This is a genomic window from Campylobacter sp. RM19072 (assembly GCF_024723485.1).
Taxonomy (GTDB): Bacteria; Campylobacterota; Campylobacteria; order Campylobacterales; family Campylobacteraceae; genus Campylobacter; species Campylobacter porcelli.
In genome coordinates this window covers 26,118-40,456 of record NZ_JANQCU010000002.1, presented here as the reverse complement: position 1 = coordinate 40,456, position 14,339 = coordinate 26,118, and the positions used below count along the sequence as shown (strand labels likewise).

The window sequence follows — 14,339 nt, the reverse complement described above, 5'->3', positions numbered from 1 at the left end:
TATGGAGATATTTAAAACTGCGTTTTTCATGGTAGCACTTATGCTACTTTTTATCATCGTTGGTGGTATGATTGGCGGGACTGGCGGAATGGTTGTCGCATTTTGTATCGCAGCGGCTATGAATTTCTTTAGCTATTTTTATAGTGATAAGCTCATTTTAAAAAGATATAATGCTATGGAGATTGACCCATCTCATCAGCTATATCATATCACTCACAAACTATGCTTAAAAGCTGGTTTAGAGCTACCAAAGCTATATATTATTAACGACCCAACTCCAAACGCATTTGCCACTGGACGCAACCCTTCAAATGCGGCTGTAGCCTTGACTACTGGGCTAGTTGATATGCTAAATAGCGATGAGATCGCATCAGTTATAGCTCACGAGCTAGGTCATATAAGGCATTATGATATTTTGACTGGCTCTATTGCGGCAGTTTTTGCTGGGGCGATAGCGATTTTAGCAAATTTCGCTCAATTTGGAGCCATGCTAGGAAGTAATCAAAATCGCCAAAATCCGCTTTTGATAATTGCTCTAGCTATAATAATGCCACTAGCAGCTACTATAATTCAGATGAGTATCTCACGCTCAAGGGAGTTTGAAGCAGATAAATTCTCAGCTTTAATAACTAGTCCAAATGATCTAGCTAGCGCTCTTTTAAAGCTAGAAAATAGCAACCAAAAAGCAGTAGTAAGAAACGCTAACGAGCAAACTGCTCATATGTTTATAATAAGTCCATTTAGTGGGGGTATCGCAAGTGGAATATCTAATCTCTTTCGCACTCATCCTACAACTAAGCAAAGAGTGGATAGATTAAGAGAGTTAAATTATCAAAGCCCAGCTAAAAGGTATTTTAATAGCTAATGGAGAATTTAGAAAAAGAGCGAAAATCTATCCGTTATAAGCTTATTTTTATATTGATTTTAGCAGCTTTTGTGGATTTTATAATCACCTTAGCCCTTTGGCTTTTTGATCCTTTTTTGGCTATAATCGGCGGACTTTTGGCGGGGCTTTGGATATATTTTTGGTTTAAATTTAAATTTTTTGCTAAATTTGAACTAGGATTAAAAGATAGATTAAGAGATGAGATAATCAAAGAGCTAAATTTAAATAAAGTAGATGATAATCTACCATCTATAAATAGCCATTTTAACCATATTGTAAGTAGTGTTAGCGAGTTTGGATTGTTTAGTTTAAGTGGCTTTAGTGTGCGTGATATATGCGTAAAAAGCACAGATGAAATGCTATTTTATGGTATATTAATCAGCGGAAAAATTAGTAAAAATATAGAGCCTAAAGAGAGTTTATTGGGCTATAAAAGTAGCTATTTTATAGATGATGGCTATTTGAGCTTATATATTCATACAGACGCTGATACCATAGTAGCAAATTTGAAAACACCTCTAAATATTAGCTACAAAAGTGCTATGGATAATATAAAAGAGATTATAAAGATTATAAATCAGCTTGATTAGATACCTAGCAAATGTGGCAAATATATCCAAACACGCAAGATATAAATACCCGAGTTAAGGCCAAGCGATCGCAAGTAATTTTACTATTCTTTTTTGTAAATTTTTAAATGGGCAAAATTTTATAATATTAATATTATATTTAACTTAAATTCAATATTTAAAATAATGAAATTAAGAATTATTTTGTATAATCAGCTATTTTATTTAAGGTAAATATATGTTTTCAAGCTTTTTTAAGAGTAAAAAATGGGCTTTTTGGGCTTATGGCGGACTTTTGGTTATTATCATATCTTTGATATTTCAAACTAGGTTAAATGTGGCTATAAATGATTGGTATAAGGACTTTTACGACATTATGCAAAATGTCAAAGAGCATAGTGTAGATGAATTTTGGGAGCAAATTTATAGATTTTTATTAATTGCTATGCCATATGTGATTATCGCTACTATTACTACTTTTTTTGCTAGTCATTGGGTTTTTAGGTGGAGAGAGGCTATGACATTTGGCTATCTTAATAAATGGCGAGAGTGTGAGTATGATATAGAAGGCTCTAGCCAAAGAATGCAAGAAGATGTCTATAGATTTGCTAAGATTACTGAAACCTTAGGGCTACAAGTATTAAAAGCTTTAATGATATTAATAGCGTTTATTCCAGTCTTGTGGGGGCTTAGTAGTGGGGTGGATTTGCCATATTTAAGGGATATTCCAGGCTCTTTAGTCTGGATAGCCTTAGCTGTTAGCATAGGTGGGCTTATAGTATCTTGGTTTGTAGGGATTAAGCTACCAAAACTAGAGTATAATATCCAAAAAAGCGAAGCCGCATTTAGAAAAGAGCTAGTTTATGCTGAAGATGATAAGATTAATTATGCTAGTTTTGAGAGTGTATTGAGCCTATTTACTGGTCTTAGATTTAACTATTATAGATTATTTTTACACTATGGATACTTTAATGTTTGGCTTATTTCATTTTCGCAATTTATGGTAATTGTGCCATTTATAATTATGGGAAATGGGCTATTTAGTGGGGTTATTACGCTTGGAGTTTTAATCCAAGTTAGCAATGCATTTAGCCAAGTTCGCAGTAGCTTTAGCGTATTTATAGATAATTGGACGACCATTACAGAGCTTAGAAGCATACATAAAAGGCTTGATGAATTTGAGAAAAATATCAAATTCAATTAGTTTTAAATTCAAATTTGATATAATCCTAGCCTATTTTAAAGTAAAGGAAAAGCGTATGCCAAAGATGAAATCTGTTCGCGGTGCAGCTAAACGCTTTAAAGTTGGCAAAAATAAGATAAAAAGAGGCTCAGCATTTAGAAGCCATATCTTAACTAAAATGTCACCTAAGCGTAAAAGAGACTTAAGACAATCTCAATATGTAGATAGCACAAATGTCTCAGCTGTTAAAAAGATGCTTTGTATATAAGTTTTTGACGATTTAAGTCATTCTAACCTCCCTTATTATGGGGCAAGTTCCGAATTTGGACGCCAATTTGTAAAGGATAAATATGGCAAGAGTTAAAACAGGTGTTGTAAGACGCCGCAGACATAAAAAAGTTCTAAAACTAGCTCGTGGATTTTATAGTGCTAGACATAAGCACTTTAGAAAAGCTAAAGAGCAATTAGAAAGAAGTTTAGTATATGCGTATCGTGATAGACGCGCTAAAAAGCGTGATTTCCGCAGATTGTGGATTATCCGCATTAATGCAGCGTGCAGATTAAATGATATAAGCTACTCAAGATTTATAAATGGTCTTAAAAAAGCAAATATCGAATTAGATAGAAAAGTCTTGGCAAATCTAGCTATGAATGACTCAGCAGCATTTGCTAGCATTGTAGCAGAAGTTAAAAAAGCTTTATAATCTTCGCCTAGCAAAAGCTAGGCTTTTTAATGTATTCAGATTTAATATCCTATTTAGATCCTAGTTGGCAAGAGCTTTTAAAAGATGAGCTAAATAGCCAAAATTTTGCTAGTATAATTGAGTTTTTAAATTCGCAAACCGCCATAATCTACCCACCAAAAGAGCTTATATTTAACGCTTTTAATCTATGTAAAATAGAGAATTTAAAGGTGATAATAATCGCTCAAGATCCATATCATAATCCTAATGAGGCGATGGGATTAGCCTTTAGCGTCCCTGATGGTATAAAAATTCCACCAAGTTTAAAAAATATATTTAAAGAGCTTATAGATGACTTAGATGCTGATATATTAAGTAGTAGAAGTAGCGATCTATCTAGCTGGGCTAGGCAAGGGGTTTTGCTCTTAAATAGTGCTTTAACAGTAGAGAAAGGCCACCCCGCATCGCACTCTAAGATTGGTTGGCAAAGCTTTATAAATGGAGTTATCAGTACTATAAATTCTAAATTTACCAACTGCGTTTTTATGCTTTGGGGCAATCACGCAAGAGCTTTGGCTCCACTAATAGACCCAAAATCCCATCTAATCTTACAAGCTGCCCATCCAAGTCCATTAGCAAGGGGAGCATTCTTTGGCTCTAGGCATTTTAGCAAGTGTAATGACTATCTATTAGCTCACGCCAAAACGCCAATTGAGTGGCTAAAATAGCTTTATCAAGCCATCACGACCCCATCGCCTTTGATAATCTCTCCAATAATGTATCCATCGCTATTTGCTAAGATGTGATCTACCTTATCCTTTGATACTACTAGCACCATTCCAACACCGCAGTTAAATGTCCTATCCATCTCGCTTTGCTCTACGCTTTTAGCGATTAGATTAAATATATTTGGTGTTTTTATAGAGCTTCTTTGCACTTTTGCCCCAAGCCCTTTAGGTAAAACTCTAGGGAGATTTTCGACTATTCCGCCACCAGTGATATGCGCCATTGCGTTTATGCTATCTTTAAGACGCAAAAACTCATCTACATAAATTCTAGTAGGCTCTAAAAGCGTCTCTAAAAGCGTCTTGCCTTCAAATTCGCCACCTAAATTTAACTTCTCTTTTTTGATAACTGCACGAGCTAGGGAGTATCCATTAGAGTGTAGCCCTGAGCTTGGAAGCGCTATTAAAATATCGCCTTCATTTACAAATTTAGTTCTATCAATCTCATCTTCTTCAGCCACCCCCACAGCAAAACCAGCTAGATCAAAATCCCCTGAGCTATACATACTAGGCATTTCAGCAGTCTCTCCGCCGATTAGGGCGCATCTAGCTATTACGCAGCCTTTGGCAATTCCGCTTACTACCTCTTTTGCTGAGTTTATATCTAATTTTCCAGTTGCATAGTAATCTAAAAAAAACATAGGAGTAGCAAAATTGCATATTAAATCATTAACGCACATCGCTACTAAATCAATACCCACGCTACCTAGCTTACCGCTATCTATGGCTAGGCGTAGCTTCGTGCCGACCCCATCAGTAGCTGCTAGAAGAGTTGGCTTTTTGTATCCGCTAGGAAGTCTAAAGGCTCCAGAGAATGAGCCTATACCGCCTATGACATTTGGCGTTAGAGTTGATTTGACAAATGGCTTAATACCATCTACAAAGCTATTACCAGCATCTATATCCACGCCTGCTTCTTTATAACTTATCATTTTTCACCTCTTTTGAATTTCATCATTTTAGCAAATTTGAACTTATTTTTGACTAACGCTATCTAGCAAATAGGCAATATGCTGCCAGCTAAATCCACTTGCCTGGCTTAGTCCAATCTCACAGGTGCTAGAGTTGCTAAATCCGATATTTACTGCACTATTTTGATAAAATCTTTTAAATTTAGTAGTGGCGTGTAAGTTTAATTTAGGCGTAAAAAACCCCTTATACCCAGCAAAACCACAACAAGCCGTATTCTCATCTATCCAAATTTGCCCATTAGTACAAAGCTTAGCTAGGCTAGTCATAACGCTATTAAGACCTAGCTTTTTACTAGCACACATTGTGTATAGTCCAATTGCGTTATTTGCTTTAGAAATAGATATTTTTGGAGCAATAAATTTAAGCAAATACTCACTCAAATCATAAATTTCAAATCTATCTTTAAGGGATTTTATCAGCTCATAAGAGCACGCCCCATGATCTATCACCACAGGGTATTTACCCTCATTTGTAGCCTCTCTTAAAATATCTATATTTTTGGCTCTATTTAGCTCTTTTGTATCTGGATAATTGGTAAAAACCTTACCACAACACATATCGCTGATTTGCTGTGGGTATATCACATTTATCTTAGCTTTTTTACATAGTGATTCAAATACCTCTTGAATAGAGCGTTTGTCATTTAAATTTTGATTTGGGGCAAAAGATCTATTTAGACAACTTGAAAAATATACCACACTTTCATTAAATCCATAGTTTTTATCCATCAATTTATAGCTATTTTTGCGTGGGAGATACTCTCTTAAGACAGGGGTTTTGATAATCTCATTTGCTTTAAATGATAGCTTTCTTATCATATTTGTGTTTAATAAATTTGATGCTGCAAGAGCGAATTTAGCCCCATTTATCGTTGCGCTAAAATTTGAGCTTGTTAATTGAGCGATTTTTTTGCTTGTATCACTTGCGTTAGCCACTCTTTCATTTAGGGCTAAATTTGCTGTATTTAACCCCACAGGGCATAACTCTTCACACATAGAACAGGCCGCACAACTCTCATTTAAGAAGTATTTTGCTCCATCTTTTAGCTCTTTTAATAGCTTTTTACTAGCCTTATCACTCAAAGCTCCTAGCCTTTGCATTTCTCGTTTTAAGGCTATTCTTTGGCGTGGGCTTAGGGTTAGTTTGTTAGATGGGCAGTTTTTCTCACAAAATCCACACTCCACGCAATCATCAAATTCATTTCCGATAAGGGCTGATTGTTTGATATTCTTTTTATATATCTCTTTATCATTTGTGATTATTACATCTGGATTGATTAGGGTGTGTGGGTCAAAGATCTCTTTTATTTTTCTATTTATCTCATAGGCCTTTGCTCCCCACTCTAGCTCTACAAATGGTGCTACCATTCTACCTGTGCCGTGCTCAGCTTTGATACTTCCACCAAAGTTTGATACCATCACAGACATATCTTCAACCAAATTCGCAAAGCTTTGAAATTCACTGTTTTTGCTTAAATCTGGCGTGATGATAAAGTGTAAATTACCTGCTAATGCGTGGCCAAAAATTATAGCACTATCTTCAAATCCATGCTTTTTAAATAGCTCTTGTAAGCTCTTTATCCCATCTCCAAGGTCTTTTATCTCAAAGCATATATCTTCTGTGATTACGCTACTACCTGGTCTTTTAGCCGTAGCAGCAATCGGAAATATCCCTTTTCTAATCTTCCACCAATTAGCAAACTCACTCTCATCAAAGCTAAATTTAGCCTCTTGACTAGTTGGATAATCTTTTATCGCATCTTTTATCTTTTGAATTTGCTCGTTTAATCTATCTTGTGAGTTATTTTGACTTTGGATCAAAATACATACTTCACCATTTTTAATATCAGGTAAAATCTCGCTTACGCCTTTAAATTTAGAAGCAGCCTTAAGTGAGCCATAGTCCATAATCTCAGCACTTGAGATTTCGCTTTCAAATTTAGCCAAAATCTCCACAACCTTAGCAGCTTTTAAAATATCATCGTAAAATAAAAGCGCACAGGCTTTAAATCTCTCATCATCTACGCACTCAAGCTCCACGCTACTTACAAAGCCCAAAGTCCCTTCACTACCGATAAATAGATGAGTGATAATATCGATTGGATCGCTATAATCCAAAAGGGCATTAATGCTATAGCCAGTTGTATTTTTGATCTTATATTTTCGCCTGATTAGCTCACAAAGCTCAGGGTCAGCTAGTATTTGAGAGCGTAAATTTAGAATTTGCTCTATTAAATCCTTATGGCTATTTCTAAAACTAGCTACACTTAGGGCATCAGAGCTATCAAGGATAGTTCCATCGCCTAAAATCACTCTAATTGATTTTAGTGTGTTGTATGAATTTTGCTTTACCCCACAGCACATTCCGCTTGAATTATTATTAACAATTCCGCCTATTTGTGCTGCGGCTATGGTGGCTGGATCTGGGCCTATCTTTTTGCCTAGTGGCTTTAATGCTTTATTGGCATTTTCGCCTATAACCCCACACCCTAAGGTAATAGAGCTAACATCTCTATTTACCTTTATATAGTCCCAGCAAAAATCCAAGCAAACTAGCACCGTATCGCACGAGCTTTGACCGCTTAGGCTAGTCCCAGCAGCTCTAAAGCATAGTGGAGTGTTAAATTTGCGAGATAGTTCAAAAGCTTTTATAATCTCACTTTCACTTTTTAGCATTAAAACTAATTTTGGTATATATGAGTAGCAAGAGGCCTCCACGCCATAGCAAAAACGGCGTAAATAATCTTTATAAACCCTACCATCAAAGAGCTTAAAAGCAGCCTTATAAAACCCTTTATAATCTTGCATAATGGATCCTTTTGTATCTAAAATTTGGCTGATTTTAGCAAATTTGAACTTATTTTATGCTAATATAGCCAAACTTTATTTAAGGAAAATAAGATGGCAAACTATCCAAAAGCAATTGGTCCATATAGTGCTTATAGAGTGGTTGGAAATTTAGTATATTGTAGCGGTCAAATTCCACTAGATCCAAATAGTGGCGAGGTAGTAGGAAGTGATATTAAATCCCAAACTACTCAAGCTTTAAAAAATGTCGGTGGGATTTTAGAAGAGTTAAATTTGAGTTATAAAAATGTAGTTAAAACCACAATATTTTTAACTGATATTGCTGAGTTTAGCCAGATGAATGAAATTTATGCTGAATTTTTCACTCAGCCATATCCAGCTAGAAGTGCCGTAGCGGTAAAAGAGCTACCAAAGGGCGTTAAGGTAGAAGTAGAGGTTATAGCTTCAATTGAGTGATTTTAAAAATGCTATAGTGATAACAGGGGTTATAGGAAGTGGCAAAAGCACAGTTGTAAATCTACTAAGAGTTTATGGATTTAGTATAATTGACGCTGATGAGATAGCTCATAAGGTGCTTGATGAGTCTTCTAGCATTATCGCAAGTAAATTTGGAAGTGAATTTGTAAGCGATAATAGGGTTGATAGAAAGAGCCTTGGTAAATTGATTTTTAGCGATTCTAAGGCTAAAAAGGAGCTTGAAAATATCCTTCATGATAGGATCAAAGAGCAGATATTTAGCAAGGCAAATAATCTTGAGAGTAGCAATTATCCATATTTTATAGATCTACCCTTATATTTTGAAAAATCGCCAGTTTATGATGAATTTCAAAGCGTTTGCGTAGTCTATGCCCCAAGGCAAATTTGTATAGAGCGGATAGTATCACGAAATAATCTAACTTTAAAAGAGGCAAAAGAGCGGATAAATCAGCAAATTAGCATAGATAAAAAGCTAAAATTTGCCACCTATGTAATCGATAATAGCTTAGATTTAAAACATTTAAATCTAGAAGTAGATAAGTTTATCTTAGCTCTAAAAGCTAAATACCAAACCTTAAAAATTTAGAGGAATACATGAAAAGCAAAATTAGCGTTTGCATATTAGTTAAAAACGCTCAAAATACCATTAAAGAGTGCTTAGAATCCTTAAAAAGCTTTGATGAGATTATCTTGCTTGATAATGAAAGTAGTGATGATACCTTAAAAATTGCTAGTGAATTTCAGTCTAAATTTGATAATCTTAAAATATACTCTAGCGAATTTATCGGCTTTGGGGCGCTTAAAAATTTAGCCATTAGCTATGCTAGGAATGAGTGGATTTTTAGCATTGATAGCGATGAGGTTTTGGAGGCTAAGGCGATAGATGAGATAGGAAATTTAAGCTTAAATCCGCAAAATATCTACGCAATGCCTAGAAAAAATCTTTATAAAGGTCAGTGGATTAAGGCGTGTGGATGGTATCCAGATTATGTGCTAAGGCTATTTAATAAAAATCAGGCTAAATTTAATAGCAATTTTGTCCATGAGAGCCTAGAGAGCAAAGATTTAAATATTGTAAAGCTTAAAAATGGATTAAGGCACTATGCCTATAATGATATTTACTCGCTTATAGAGAAAATGCAGCGATACTCCACCCTATGGGCACAGCAAAATAGTGGCAAAAATAGCTCCATATTTAAAGCAGTTTTACACGGGGGATTTAAATTTGTGCGAGATTATGCCTTTAAAAAAGGGTTTTTGTATGGATATAAGGGCTTTGTGATTAGCTTTTGTAATGCTCTTGGGGCGTTTTTTAAGTATGCAAAACTCTATGAATTAAACAGCAAAAAGCCAAGTGTGAGCCTTATTATTACCACTTATAATAGTGAAAAATATTTAGAGCAGGTTTTAAAAAGCGTTCAAAATTTGGACTATTTGCCTATGGAGGTTTTGATAGCTGATGATGGAAGTGGCGTGGCTACAAAGAATTTAATCGAGAGATTTAAGAGTAATTTTCCTTGTAAGTTAAGGCATATTTGGCAAGAAGATAAGGGGTTTAGATTGAGCCAAATTCGCAATAAGGCTATTAATAGTGCAGTTGGTGAGTATATTATCAATATTGATGGGGATATGATTTTAGAGCCAAATTTTATCTTAGACCATCTTAAATTTGCTAAGAAAAAGCAGTTTTTACAAGGCTCAAGAGTGGTGCTAGATGAGAGCCAAACTACCTCTATAATGCAAGGGGTGGAGCATGCAAGCGAGATTAAAAACTTTAAATCTAAACGCAATGCTTTGCTGGCAAATCTCATCTATAAAAACTCGGCCATTAGGGCAAATTTCTTTAATAAAAAGGATTTTATAAAAGGAATTAGAGGCTGTAATATGAGCTTTTATAAGAGCGATTGCTTGGAGATTGGTGGATTTAATGAGAATTTCATTGGTTGGGGAAGGGAGGATTCTGAGTTTGTAGCGAGATTTTTATTTAGTGGTGGGGAGCTTAGACGGCTAAAATTCTTTGGAATTGCCTACCATCTATACCACGCTGAAAATAGCCGTGCTATGCTAGAAGAAAATCATCAAATTTACCTAAAAACCATAAGAGAAAAGCGGGTTAAATGGCGATAAAGATCCTATTAACTATCGGTGATATCACCATTAAAGGTGGCGCTGAGAGGGTTGTAACTAATCTAGCAAATGCCTTTGTGGAGAGTGGGCTGGATGTGGAGATTTTAAGCTTTTATAAAGGTGGGATAAATGAGGCCTTCAAGCTTGATAGTAGGGTGAAATTAAGATACTTGCATAAGGTCTCATTTGATAAAAAGCGTAAAAATTTGCTTTATAAGCTCTTTTATAAATTTATTGAGAGTTATATTTTAAAGCGGGATTTTAAAGATAAGGATTTTGTAATTTTTAATAACTCTCCCCATTTTCCGCTATTTAAGAATAAAAATACTAAATATATAAGGGTTAATCATACAGCATCAAAGGGGCGTTATCTGAAGCGATATGATTATTTTGATACTTTGGTGCTTATAGCCTCTGGAGAGATTGATTTTTGGCAAAATCATCATAAGAATATCTGCGTTATCCCAAATTTCATCCCAAATATCTCAAATTTAAACACAGATTACTCTCAAAAAATCGTGCTTTCTATGGGTCGTATGACAAATATAGATGAAAAAGGCTTTCTACGCTTAATTGATATTTGGAAATTAATCCAAGATGGCAATGAATTTAGTGATTGGAAACTCCACATTGTAGGCGATGGAGAGTTAAAAGATCAGATAAAAACTAAGATAGATAATCTAAATTTAACTAACTCTATAGTGTTAAAACCATTTACTACTGAAGTTGAAAAAGAATACCTAAGCTCTAGCATATATGCTATGACAAGCCACTTTGAAGGGTTTGGAATGGTATTAATAGAGGCTCAGTCTTATGCCTTGCCAACCATATCATTTGATATTGCCACAGGTCCAAGTGATATTATAGAAGATGGCAAGAGTGGATATTTAATAGAAGATAATAATCTAAACGAGTATACAAATAAATTAAAAGCATTGATGAAAGATGAGAGCTTAAGAGCAGATATGGGAGCAAAAAGCAAAGAGATAGCTAAAGATAAATTTAGCAAAGAAGTTGTGATGAAGCAGTGGATGGAGATATTTGGGGAGATTAAAAATATATAATTTAGCCTATCATTTAAGCCCCGCTTTATATCGCTATATGCGGGGTATGTAAAATTAAATTAGCAACACCTTGAGCTACCTGCTCCATACTTTTGCTCTAAAGCCTCTTTGAAAAACTCTCTTTGGCTTTTTGGCGTTTGGTTTGGATGAAATTTATGCATATACTCTACATATTTATCATAGCTAGGCATTCCCACTAGCAAGTGGGAAAACCTATCGATTTTTTTGTAAAATGCTGCGATTTTGCTTAAAATTTGCATATTAGCCCCTTAGTGAGCACATCCGCAGTGATGAGCATTACAACCAGCTTTGCCCTCATAATCTTCAGCTTTAAGATATGGAGATTCTGCTAGTGGGATTAATGGCTCTTTGCCGCTTATTGCCCTAGCAACCACTCTTAAAGTAGCGATTAAGACAATGATGGTAATACCCATAAATACCGCACATAAGATAGCGTTAATTAGATTATTTCTAGCTACTTGATTGGCTGATTTATACGCTTTTTCAGCTGCTACTAGCTGTGCATCATCAAGGGTGCCAGACTCTATTTTAGCCATTAGATCGGTGGCTTTTTTGCTATTGTTTTGGTATGCTGCGACATGGCTTACTGAGTCGTGAACTCTCTCCCCATTAGCTGGAAGTAGCTTTTGAACGCCTGCACTCATAGTTGATATTAATACCCACGCAACTGGGAGTATCACAACCCAAGCTAGTTTGCCACGATTCATTTTAAACAATACACTAACTGCTAAAAGCAAGGCAATACCAGCTAGAAGTTGATTACTTACACCAAATAGCGTCCATAGTGCTTTTACGCCACCTGTTGGGTCAGTAATACCCATATATAATATTGAGCCCCAGCCAGCCACGCATAGAAGAGTTGCTATTAAGCCCATTGGCACTGAGCTGATATTTGCCATTGGTTTATAGAAATTGCCTAAAACATCTTGAACCATAAATCTTCCAGCCCTAGTGCCTGCATCAACGGCTGTTAGGATAAATAGGGCTTCAAATAAAATAGCAAAGTGATACCAAAATGCCATTGTACCTTCTAAGCTTGGCATTTTAGAGATTAATACAGCAAAGCCAAGAGCAAAGGTAGGAGCGCCGCCCGTTCTGCTTAGAATGCTTGGTTCGCCAACATCTTTAGTAAAGGCTAAGATATTTTGCTCTATCATCTCTGGAGTGATTTTGATAATATCTCCAGCAAATGAATTTATACTAGCTGCTGCTGCTTTAATGCCTGCTAGATAGCTTTGAGTAGCTTCGCCTTGGAATACCCCAAATATCTCCCCAGCGCCTCTAGCTGCTGATATAGCTTCATTTGTTCCTAGACCAGCTGGTGCTACATTGATAGCAAAGTATAGATCTGGAGTTATGATAATAGCTGCGATTAACGCCATTACGCCAACTGCTGACTCCATAAGCATTGAGCCATATCCTACCATCTTAGCGTGGCTTTCCTTTTCTAGCATTTTTGGAGTTGTTCCGCTAGAGATTAGAGCGTGAAATCCGCTAATTGCACCACAAGCGATAGTTATGAATAAAAATGGAAATAATTTACCAGCAAACACTGGCCCAGTGCCATCTGTGAATTTAGTTACCATCGGCATTGCTACTTGGATATTTTGGTTTCCAGCAAAATCTCCTAAACCAAGATAGACTATAACTAACGCCATTGCAAATATAACGCCAATTTTAAGGAAAGTAGATAGGTAATCCCTAGGAGCTAGAAGTAGCCATACTGGCAAGATCGCCGCTACAAAACCATAGCCAATAGTGATAAATGCTAAATTTACTGGAGTGATGGTAAATATATCTGCCCAGTATGGATCAGCTGCTACATAGTGTCCGCCCCAAAGTGAAAGTAGCAACATAATAAAGCCAAAAATCGAAGCCTCTCCGATTCTACCAGGACGCACAAATCTCATCCAAATTCCCATAATAACAGCAATTGGCAAGGTCATAGCAATGGTAAATAATCCCCACGGAGACTCAGCCAAAGCATTTACAACAACCAAAGCAAGAATGGCTACAATAAGCATCATAATGCCTAAAATTCCAATCATAGCTACAGTTCCAACGCCTTTGCCAAGTTCTAGCTTAATCATCTCACCAAGGCTTTTACCATCTCTTCTAGTAGATAGCCATAAAACTACAAAGTCATGAACCGCCCCAGCAATAACAACACCCACAACAAGCCAAATCATACCAGGCAAATAGCCCATTTGAGCTGCTAAAATCGGCCCTACTAGCGGTCCAGCCCCAGCAATGGCTGCAAAGTGGTGGCCAAATAAAACAATTTTGTTAGTTGGGACAAAGTCGCGTCCATCGTTTTTAACAACTGCTGGAGTGGCTCTTTTGTCATCAAGACCTAAGACCCTTTGAGCTATGTATTTAGCGTAAAATCTATACGCTATTGAGTAGATACACACAGCAGCTACCACAAACCACAGGGCATTAACCGTTTCGCCCCTATCGATAGTTAGCTTAGCAAATCCAAGCACGGCCAAAAATACAACCGTAGCCCAGATAACTATGCTTAGCACTTTTTTATTCATATTGCCTCCGCTAAATTATTTTTTGGATTTTCAGATTTTAGCATATTTGAAAGCAAAATATAGGCTAAAGTGTATAAAATAGAAATATAAATTTAAATTATGTTACGATTTTACACATTAAGGGTAAATTATAAAGAAATTTGGCATATTTGATAAGATTTTGGCTTTAGATTTAATTTTTAGATTATAATTTTGGCTAATTTTTAAGATGAAATTTAAATTTAA

General features: G+C 35.8%; 14 protein-coding genes. 10 read left to right on the top strand and 4 right to left on the bottom strand.

The features are described 5' to 3' along the window. Position 1 precedes the first annotated feature (1 nt). The 6 genes from htpX to ung all read left to right on the top strand — a co-directional run bounded on the left by htpX (position 2) and on the right by ung (position 4,049). On the top strand, positions 2–865 hold the full coding sequence (htpX, locus tag CSUIS19072_RS02000; RefSeq protein WP_086242422.1) for a zinc metalloprotease HtpX: 864 nt from the start codon (positions 2–4) through the stop codon (positions 863–865). Further along, the gene (locus tag CSUIS19072_RS01995) at positions 865–1,476 is read left to right on the top strand and encodes a hypothetical protein (protein ID WP_086237561.1); all 612 of its coding nucleotides are present in this window, start codon (positions 865–867) and stop codon (positions 1,474–1,476) included. Before htpX ends, CSUIS19072_RS01995 begins: the two co-directional genes overlap by 1 nt. Before the next feature lie 217 nt (positions 1,477–1,693). Next, positions 1,694–2,659 carry a putative transporter gene (locus CSUIS19072_RS01990; RefSeq protein WP_086237562.1) on the top strand — a complete coding sequence of 322 codons (966 nt, stop codon included), beginning with the start codon at positions 1,694–1,696 and terminating at the stop codon, positions 2,657–2,659. 55 nt (positions 2,660–2,714) lie between these two features. Next, positions 2,715–2,906 (top strand): 50S ribosomal protein L35, encoded by a 192-nt coding sequence (gene rpmI / locus CSUIS19072_RS01985; protein ID WP_086225205.1) that lies wholly within the window; start codon positions 2,715–2,717, stop codon positions 2,904–2,906. A gap of 82 nt (positions 2,907–2,988) precedes the next feature. Beyond that, a complete protein-coding gene (gene rplT, locus CSUIS19072_RS01980; protein WP_086237563.1) occupies positions 2,989–3,342 on the top strand; it encodes a 50S ribosomal protein L20 in 354 nt (117 codons plus the stop codon). 29 nt (positions 3,343–3,371) lie between these two features. Then, the gene (gene ung / locus CSUIS19072_RS01975) at positions 3,372–4,049 is read left to right on the top strand and encodes a uracil-DNA glycosylase (RefSeq protein WP_086242423.1); all 678 of its coding nucleotides are present in this window, start codon (positions 3,372–3,374) and stop codon (positions 4,047–4,049) included. A 5-nt stretch (positions 4,050–4,054) separates the two neighbouring features. Here the strand turns inward: ung and purM are convergent, their stop codons facing one another. Both purM and CSUIS19072_RS01965 read right to left on the bottom strand, forming a co-directional pair. Continuing rightward, positions 4,055–5,038, bottom strand: a complete 984-nt coding sequence (gene purM, locus CSUIS19072_RS01970; protein ID WP_086242424.1) for a phosphoribosylformylglycinamidine cyclo-ligase — start codon at positions 5,036–5,038, stop codon at positions 4,055–4,057. A 42-nt stretch (positions 5,039–5,080) separates the two neighbouring features. After that, a complete protein-coding gene (locus CSUIS19072_RS01965) occupies positions 5,081–7,885 on the bottom strand; it encodes an FAD-binding and (Fe-S)-binding domain-containing protein (RefSeq protein ID WP_086292945.1) in 2,805 nt (934 codons plus the stop codon). Between the two features lie 93 nt (positions 7,886–7,978). Between CSUIS19072_RS01965 and CSUIS19072_RS01960 the strand changes: the two genes are divergently transcribed. The 4 genes from CSUIS19072_RS01960 to CSUIS19072_RS01945 are packed head-to-tail and all read left to right on the top strand — an operon-like array spanning position 7,979 to position 11,553. Then, positions 7,979–8,341 (top strand): RidA family protein, encoded by a 363-nt coding sequence (locus CSUIS19072_RS01960; RefSeq protein WP_086292947.1) that lies wholly within the window; start codon positions 7,979–7,981, stop codon positions 8,339–8,341. Next, positions 8,334–8,948 carry a dephospho-CoA kinase gene (gene coaE / locus CSUIS19072_RS01955; protein WP_086237568.1) on the top strand — a complete coding sequence of 205 codons (615 nt, stop codon included), beginning with the start codon at positions 8,334–8,336 and terminating at the stop codon, positions 8,946–8,948. Before CSUIS19072_RS01960 ends, coaE begins: the two co-directional genes overlap by 8 nt. An 8-nt stretch (positions 8,949–8,956) precedes the next feature. Next, positions 8,957–10,489 (top strand): glycosyltransferase family 2 protein, encoded by a 1,533-nt coding sequence (locus CSUIS19072_RS01950; protein ID WP_086292949.1) that lies wholly within the window; start codon positions 8,957–8,959, stop codon positions 10,487–10,489. Then, entirely contained in the window at positions 10,486–11,553 is a 1,068-nt protein-coding gene (locus tag CSUIS19072_RS01945) for a glycosyltransferase family 4 protein (protein ID WP_086293100.1), read from the top strand. The genes CSUIS19072_RS01950 and CSUIS19072_RS01945 overlap by 4 nt, the downstream gene beginning before the upstream one ends. Positions 11,554–11,612: 59 nt before the next feature. Here the strand turns inward: CSUIS19072_RS01945 and kcuS are convergent, their stop codons facing one another. Further along, the gene (gene kcuS / locus CSUIS19072_RS01940) at positions 11,613–11,813 is read right to left on the bottom strand and encodes a KCU-star family selenoprotein (RefSeq protein WP_086237570.1); all 201 of its coding nucleotides are present in this window, start codon (positions 11,811–11,813) and stop codon (positions 11,613–11,615) included. A 9-nt stretch (positions 11,814–11,822) separates the two neighbouring features. Beyond that, entirely contained in the window at positions 11,823–14,114 is a 2,292-nt protein-coding gene (locus tag CSUIS19072_RS01935) for a carbon starvation CstA family protein (protein WP_086292951.1), read from the bottom strand. Positions 14,115–14,339 lie beyond the last annotated feature (225 nt).

What these genes read in the sequence shown, in the direction of transcription:
- CSUIS19072_RS01935 (WP_086292951.1), bottom strand. Translation starts at nt 14,114, where the DNA reads ATGAATAAAAAAGTGCTAAGCATAGTTATCTGGGCTACGGTTGTATTT.
- htpX (WP_086242422.1), top strand. Translation starts at nt 2, where the DNA reads ATGGAGATATTTAAAACTGCGTTTTTCATGGTAGCACTTATGCTACTT.
- kcuS (WP_086237570.1), bottom strand. Translation starts at nt 11,813, where the DNA reads ATGCAAATTTTAAGCAAAATCGCAGCATTTTACAAAAAAATCGATAGG.
- CSUIS19072_RS01965 (WP_086292945.1), bottom strand. Translation starts at nt 7,885, where the DNA reads ATGCAAGATTATAAAGGGTTTTATAAGGCTGCTTTTAAGCTCTTTGAT.
- CSUIS19072_RS01960 (WP_086292947.1), top strand. Translation starts at nt 7,979, where the DNA reads ATGGCAAACTATCCAAAAGCAATTGGTCCATATAGTGCTTATAGAGTG.
- purM (WP_086242424.1), bottom strand. Translation starts at nt 5,038, where the DNA reads ATGATAAGTTATAAAGAAGCAGGCGTGGATATAGATGCTGGTAATAGC.
- rpmI (WP_086225205.1), top strand. Translation starts at nt 2,715, where the DNA reads ATGCCAAAGATGAAATCTGTTCGCGGTGCAGCTAAACGCTTTAAAGTT.
- CSUIS19072_RS01990 (WP_086237562.1), top strand. Translation starts at nt 1,694, where the DNA reads ATGTTTTCAAGCTTTTTTAAGAGTAAAAAATGGGCTTTTTGGGCTTAT.
- CSUIS19072_RS01995 (WP_086237561.1), top strand. Translation starts at nt 865, where the DNA reads ATGGAGAATTTAGAAAAAGAGCGAAAATCTATCCGTTATAAGCTTATT.
- ung (WP_086242423.1), top strand. Translation starts at nt 3,372, where the DNA reads ATGTATTCAGATTTAATATCCTATTTAGATCCTAGTTGGCAAGAGCTT.
- CSUIS19072_RS01950 (WP_086292949.1), top strand. Translation starts at nt 8,957, where the DNA reads ATGAAAAGCAAAATTAGCGTTTGCATATTAGTTAAAAACGCTCAAAAT.
- rplT (WP_086237563.1), top strand. Translation starts at nt 2,989, where the DNA reads ATGGCAAGAGTTAAAACAGGTGTTGTAAGACGCCGCAGACATAAAAAA.